The organism is Thermostichus sp. MS-CIW-41, from assembly GCF_054058915.1.
Genome location: NZ_JBSSBO010000018.1, coordinates 46,590 through 52,589 on the forward strand (window position 1 = coordinate 46,590; position 6,000 = coordinate 52,589).

Genomic DNA, 6,000 nt, shown 5'->3' on the forward strand with positions numbered 1-6,000 from the left:
CGGGGGCCGGTTTCTCCTTCTGAGCATGCCTCTAACCCCCAAAACCCTGAACTTTGCTGAATTTACTGAGCTTTAGGCGGTTTGGCAAAAGTCATTGAGAGGGATATAGTAGACCAAGTTTCCCCCTGATCCTTGAGTCCACCGCAACGGTTGCCGGGAAGTGAAGGGGGAAAGCGCTCGGGGGGTATTCCTCAGGGCTTTGCGGGATACCGCCTTCCTGTTTGGACTCCGTCCCGCTGACGCGAACAGAGATAGGCAGGATGCGATCGCTTCTTTCCTGAACCATGTTCAGGAGAGTTCAGCGTGAATGTATCAGCTCCATCAAGACAATCCAGACGAGCAAGACGGGCCTGCACAGAGTACCCTCTGCAGGCTTTTTTGTGGGCCTGGGCCGCGCGGCTGTACGTCCCCAGCAGGGATCCCTCCCCATCACGTAGCTTTTTTTGCTTTTTTGCGGCAACTCAGCGGAGGGCAAAGCAGGCTAAAGTGTCGGCATCCTGGCGTCTTGTGGAGAATCCTCGATGTTGTCCACCCAACTCCTCCTCCCCGGAGTGGCAGCTCTGCTCGGCTTCGGGTTTGCTCCAGCCGTCCTGGCTCAGACTTCCCACACCCAGCAGATGGCGATCCTGAACGGCAACGCCACCACCCTGCAAAGCAACGTCCTGCAAAACACCGTCCTGATCCTGCCCAACGTTCCCCCACAACAGTACGCTGACAGTTGGGGCTGGAGGAGCAGCCGCTCTTTGCCTCCCACTCCTGCTCCCATCACCGTCGTCATCCTCAACTCCCAAGTCAACCTAGCTGCCGAGGAAGTCGAGCCGAGGTCTTGCGGCCAGCGCTGTAGGGGATCCCTGCGCCTGCCTTGAGCGGGGGAGGCTGCTTTTTGCACTCCAGACTGCCCAAGTCCGCAATCCGGTTCGCGGCCACGCTCGGATCTGGGTGGATGGGGATTGATATAATCCAGGGCAATTGTCCGCTGCTGGGCGGCAGAGGGTTTTAACGCAAGCTTGGCCCGGCTCTGCAATCTTGCTTTTTGGTGTGCGAGGGATCCCCATGAATCGTTCCAGGCAACTTCGCCCTTGGCTAACTTCAGCGCTCACCCGCGGGATGGTGCTCTGCACCGCTTTTGCGTTTGCTGAAGCGTCCCGTAGCGCTCTGCTGATGGGATCCCCGGCTTGGGCGCAATCGGTTCCCCAGCCCGGCACCCTTGACCTGCGCACCGGTGGCGACACCCCCGCCCAGCCCTCCCCCACCCCACCCCCCACTGCCGGCGAGCCAGAAGTGTTGGTAGCGGAGGTAGTGGTTGAGGGCACTGAAGATCCGGAGCTGATCAACCGGGTTTACAGCGTCATCCGCACCCGCGCCGGCGAGGTTTCCACCCGCTCTCAATTGCGGGAAGACATCAATGCCGTGTTTGCCACCGGTTTGTTTGCCGATGTGCGGGCGGTGCCTTCCGATACACCCTTGGGAGTGCGGGTCACCTTTGAGGTCAAGCCCAACCCCATTCTCAAAGCGGTGCGCACAGAAGGGGCGAAAGTTCTGGATCCGGAAGTGCTGCGGGCCGCCTTTGCCGACCAGGAAGGGCGGGTGCTCAACTTCGGCGAGCTGCAATCGGCGGTGGCCGAGATTGAACAGTGGTACGCCGACAAGGGCTACGTGCTGGCCAAGGTTACGGATGTGCGCTCCTCTGAAGACGGCACCATCACCCTGGAAATCGCCGAAGGGGTGATCGAGGATATTCGCGTTCAGGGCAACACCAAAACCCGTGACTTCATCATTACCCGCGAGTTGAAGTCCAAGCCGGGGGATGTGTTTAACCGCAACCAAATTCAGGAAGACCTGCAGGCGGTTTTTAATCTCAACCTGTTTCAAGATGTGAATGTGGGGCTCAACCCCGGCCAGGATCCCGACAAGGTGGTGGTGGTGGTGAACGTGGAAGAACGTCGCACCGGTACCTTGGGCGGCACCATCGGCGTTAGCTCCGCCACAGGGGTCTTCGCCGGCCTCAACGTCTCCGAACAAAACTTGGGCGGCAACAACCAGAGTGCCAGCTTCAACGTGCAGGTGGGCACCAACGAAACCCTCTTCGATTTGAACTTCACCGACCCGCGGATTGCCACGCTGGAGATCCCCACCTCCTACAACGTCAACATCTCCAACCAGCAAAGTTCTAGCTTTGTCTTCAATGAGGGATTGACCCTGCCCAACGGGGATCCCGTGCGCATCAACCGTCTTGGCGGCGGGGTGACTTTCTCTCGCCCGATTGGGGGCAATTGGCGGGCCAGCTTGGGCACCCGCATCCAATTTGTAGAAGCTCGCAACAGCAACGGGGAGCAGCAGCGCTTCGATGTGCTGGGCAACCCGATTACCTTCAGCGAGAGCGGCCAAGACAGCTACACCACCCTGCGCCTCGGCCTTGTCAACGACGCCCGCGACAACCCCAACAGCCCCAGCCAGGGCTCGGTCTTTCGCATCTCCACAGAACAGTCGGTACGTCTGTTTCAAAATGGCTTGAATGCCAACCGCCTCGAGGCCGGCTACAGCCAGTTCATTCCCGTCAACCTGTTTGAAACCCGCAGCGAGCGACCGCAGGTATTGGCCTTTGATGTGCGAGCAGGCACGACCATCGGCGACTTGGCTCCCTACGATGCTTTTGCCATTGGTGGCGGCAACTCGGTGCGGGGCTTTTTTGAGGGGGGTATCGGTTCCGGTCGCAGCTTTGCTACGGCAACCGCCGAGTTGCGTTTCCCCCTTTTTGACCCGGTGGGAGCCGTGGTTTTCGCCGACTACGGCACTGATCTGGGCAGTGGAGCTGCGGTGGCCGGCAATCCCGCAGCGGTGCGCAACAAGCCGGGCAGTGGTTTGGGGCTGGGGGTCGGCATTCGCATCCAATCTCCCTTGGGGCCGCTGCGCATCGACTACGCGGTTGGGCAAGGCGGAGCCGGCCAAGGCCAACTGCACTTCGGCATTGGCGAGAAGTTCTGACTTGGCCGTGGATCGGCTGCCGGCTTGCTATGGTGGGAGCAGGTGCTCGTCAGTGGAAGCAACCCATGAAACAGCGACTCGGCCAATCGTTCCGCGGCGGATCCCTGGCGCTCCTGCTGGGCCTCAGCTTAGCCCTGGCAGGGTGTGGGCAACTGGCGCGGCTGGGCATCGGCACAACTCCCATCGCCACCGTAGAGCAAAATCCCTCCCGCTACACCGATGTGTATGTCCGCGGTCGCGTGGTGAACCAGATAGGGGTGTTCGGCCAGGGTGTGTATGAGCTCCAAGACAACAGCGGTTCCCTTTGGGTCATCACCGACAAGGGGCTGCCGGCCATGAACAGCACTGTAACCGTGCGCGGCAAAGCCCAAGAGGGGATTGTGGTGGGAGGACGCAGCTTCGGGGTCTCGTTGGTGGAAGCAGAGCGCTTCTAGCCTGCCCCCAAAGCCAACATGGAAACGCGGCCTGCCAAGGTTTTGGCAATCTGCTTCAAGGCCCGGGCTGAAGCCGACTCAGGTTGGCCGATGACAATAGGCGTACCCATATCTCCCCCTTGGCGCAGGGCGATTTCCAGCGGGATCCGCCCCAGCAGCGGGACACCAAGCTCGCGGGCCGTGGTCTCTCCCCCTTCTGAGCCGAAAATATCGTACTGGCGATCCGGCAGGTCGGGCGGGATGAAGTAGCTCATGTTTTCCACAATGCCCAGGATGGGCACCCCCAACTGCCGAAACATGTTCAAGCCCTTGCGGCTGTCCAGCAGGGCCACCGATTGGGGCGTGGTGACGATCACAGCTCCTGCCAGCGGCACTGCCTGCACTAGGGTCAATTGGGCATCGCCGGTGCCGGGGGGCATATCCACAATCAAGTAGTCCAACTCTCCCCACTGCACCTGATAGAGAAATTGCCGGATCACCCCGTTTAACATTGGCCCCCGCCAGATCACCGGCTGATCCCGTCCCACCAAGAGGCCCATCGACACCATCTTGACGCCGTAATTTTCCAAGGGGAAGATGTCTTCGCCGCCATCTTCCCGTTTTTGCACAACCAGAGACCGATCCTGCAGGCCCAGCATCAGCGGCACATTGGGACCGTAAATATCGGCATCCAGCAGCCCCACCCGCGCTCCACTTTGGGCCAGCGCCACCGCCACATTTACCGACACCGAAGTTTTGCCCACTCCCCCCTTGCCGCTGGAAATGGCGATGATGTTGCGCACACCGGGGATGGACTGGCGATTCGGCAGGGAAGGGGAACGGGGGGTTTCTGCCGTTACCGTAACATCAATGGCTTCGATGGGGGTCAGCCGGCGGATGGCAGCTTTGCACTCCTCCACAATGAATTCCCGCAAAGGGCAGGCCGGCGTGGTCAGTACCAGGGTAAAGGCCACTCGCCCAGGCTCGACGCGAATATCCCGGATCATGTTCAGTTCCACCAGGCTGCGGCGCAGCTCCGGATCTTGAACAGGGCGCAACGCTTCAAGGATGGCAGCAGCATCAAGGGTGGAGGTGGTCATGGAATCGGAAGGCTCAGCGGGTCAGTCCATATTTCACTCTAATCGGTTTTTCTCGGGTTCTTGCCGGCAGGGAAGGACAGCTCCAAAACGGGCTGCCACGCTAGTCCTGGGCAAGCAGGCTGGCCGAGGCTGATTCTGGTTGGAAGACAACGCTGTTGGCCGACGGGGGAGGGCAATTGTGCAAGCGCTGAGTGGGAGTTGGCTTGTGGTTGGGGCTAACGTTCTGGGCTCAGTTGATCCCTCTGCTGGAAAAGAGGGGATCCCGCCGCCTCTCAATCGGGGACGAGCGCCGGGCCATGCCAACTCTCTTTTCTGACTCGGCCTGGGATCCCTTCTGCCGTTACTTTTCTCGGTCACCCTACCTGCCTTGTGCGGTGAGTCCTCTGGGCCCCTGCCGCTGCCCCCACCACGCTGCGCGTCCAAAAGATGCTGCCTGGGCGTTCTGTCCACAACAAGAATAAACTGTGGTCTGTTCTCGTGCCGGTATCTCAGGAAATTCAAGGAATTGGTTGTGAAGCCAGGCAAAAGTATGGAAATCCGTCCTGCCACCGCCTTAGATGTGCCCGTTTTGTTTGACCTCATCTGCGCCTTGGCCGAGTACGAGAAGCTGAGCCACCTGGTAACGGGATCCGCTGATCTGTTGCGCCACTATTTGTTTGGCCCAGAGGCTTTGGCCTCGGCGTTGTTGGCAGAAGTGGAGGGGCAAGCGGTGGGATTTGCCCTCTACTTCCGCAATTTTTCCACGTTCCTGACCCGACCAGGGATTTACCTTGAGGATCTGTTCGTGTTGCCGGAGTTTCGCGGCAGAGGCATTGGCAAAGCGCTCTTGGCGCGGGTGGCTCAGGAGGCGGTGGCCAAAGGATATGGGCGGCTGGAGTGGATGGTTTTGGATTGGAATCAGCCGGCGATAGAGTTCTATCGACGCATGGGTGCCCAGCAACATCCCGAATGGATTCTCAACCGCGTGGTGGGTGCTGATTTGGAGGCTCTGGCTCGGCTGGCCAAGGATCCCTGTCGATCTTGAGCAAGCTCCCCTCTGTTACAGACCCTAGCATTCGTGACATCCTCCCGGCGCTCGTCCTACGGACAGAGCGCGGGCTTCCCTTGGCGTCAGCGGGATGGAGTCTTTACCTCGCGGTTGGGTATTCCTACCCCACGCCACTTGTCTAGGTCTACGACCCCCGACAGAACAACTGGACAGGTGGTTTCCCTTCCCCAGCATTCCTGGGTACTAGGCTTTGTTGACGCTGGGGGGAACAGCGGCACTTCTGGGGGGTAGGCGGCGTCGGCTAGGCTGTGGACTGTACGAGGGATTTGCCGTTGAATTCACGGCTGGCTTTCAAGTTCTGTTGCGATTCAACTAGGTCGTGTTGATCTTATGTTAGGATAGAGAGAATAATTTATAGAGGAAAGAGGATGAAGTTGGTTTTTTTAGATGAAAACAAATGGCAGAAGATATTGGCTTTTTTACAGACAGAAGAGAGAGTTAACATTGGGAAAGA

General features: G+C 59.3%; 6 protein-coding genes and 1 pseudogene. 6 read left to right on the forward strand and 1 reads right to left on the reverse strand.

All coding sequences use genetic code 11. From position 1 onward, the window contains the following. Positions 1 to 521 precede the first annotated feature (521 nt). From ACVWXE_RS07340 to ACVWXE_RS07350, 3 genes are all read left to right on the forward strand, one after another. A complete protein-coding gene (locus ACVWXE_RS07340) occupies positions 522 to 866 on the forward strand; it encodes a hypothetical protein (protein WP_011432412.1) in 345 nt (114 codons plus the stop codon). 187 nt (positions 867 to 1,053) lie between these two features. After that, on the forward strand, positions 1,054 to 2,985 hold the full coding sequence (locus tag ACVWXE_RS07345) for a BamA/TamA family outer membrane protein (RefSeq protein WP_457489955.1): 1,932 nt from the start codon (positions 1,054 to 1,056) through the stop codon (positions 2,983 to 2,985). A gap of 65 nt (positions 2,986 to 3,050) precedes the next feature. Further along, on the forward strand, positions 3,051 to 3,419 hold the full coding sequence (locus ACVWXE_RS07350; protein ID WP_414522695.1) for a hypothetical protein: 369 nt from the start codon (positions 3,051 to 3,053) through the stop codon (positions 3,417 to 3,419). On the opposite strand, the gene ACVWXE_RS07355 is transcribed toward ACVWXE_RS07350, so the two are convergent. Further along, a complete protein-coding gene (locus ACVWXE_RS07355) occupies positions 3,416 to 4,498 on the reverse strand; it encodes an Mrp/NBP35 family ATP-binding protein (protein WP_414347466.1) in 1,083 nt (360 codons plus the stop codon). The genes ACVWXE_RS07350 and ACVWXE_RS07355 overlap by 4 nt on opposite strands. A gap of 296 nt (positions 4,499 to 4,794) precedes the next feature. On the opposite strand from ACVWXE_RS07355, the gene ACVWXE_RS07360 reads away from it, so the two are divergent. From ACVWXE_RS07360 to ACVWXE_RS07370, 3 genes and pseudogenes are all read left to right on the forward strand, one after another. Further along, positions 4,795 to 4,959, forward strand: a complete 165-nt coding sequence (locus ACVWXE_RS07360; protein ID WP_238376969.1) for a DUF6464 family protein — start codon at positions 4,795 to 4,797, stop codon at positions 4,957 to 4,959. Between the two features lie 68 nt (positions 4,960 to 5,027). After that, positions 5,028 to 5,522: a GNAT family N-acetyltransferase gene (locus ACVWXE_RS07365; protein ID WP_041436262.1), complete on the forward strand. Its 495-nt coding sequence runs from the start codon at positions 5,028 to 5,030 to the stop codon at positions 5,520 to 5,522. Between the two features lie 392 nt (positions 5,523 to 5,914). Next, positions 5,915 to 6,000: pseudogene (locus tag ACVWXE_RS07370) on the forward strand (IS5-like element ISSoc13 family transposase); the annotation flags it as partial.

What these genes read in the sequence shown, in the direction of transcription:
- ACVWXE_RS07340 (WP_011432412.1), top strand. Translation starts at nt 522, where the DNA reads ATGTTGTCCACCCAACTCCTCCTCCCCGGAGTGGCAGCTCTGCTCGGC.
- ACVWXE_RS07345 (WP_457489955.1), top strand. Translation starts at nt 1,054, where the DNA reads ATGAATCGTTCCAGGCAACTTCGCCCTTGGCTAACTTCAGCGCTCACC.
- ACVWXE_RS07350 (WP_414522695.1), top strand. Translation starts at nt 3,051, where the DNA reads ATGAAACAGCGACTCGGCCAATCGTTCCGCGGCGGATCCCTGGCGCTC.
- ACVWXE_RS07355 (WP_414347466.1), bottom strand. Translation starts at nt 4,498, where the DNA reads ATGACCACCTCCACCCTTGATGCTGCTGCCATCCTTGAAGCGTTGCGC.
- ACVWXE_RS07360 (WP_238376969.1), top strand. Translation starts at nt 4,795, where the DNA reads ATGCCAACTCTCTTTTCTGACTCGGCCTGGGATCCCTTCTGCCGTTAC.
- ACVWXE_RS07365 (WP_041436262.1), top strand. Translation starts at nt 5,028, where the DNA reads ATGGAAATCCGTCCTGCCACCGCCTTAGATGTGCCCGTTTTGTTTGAC.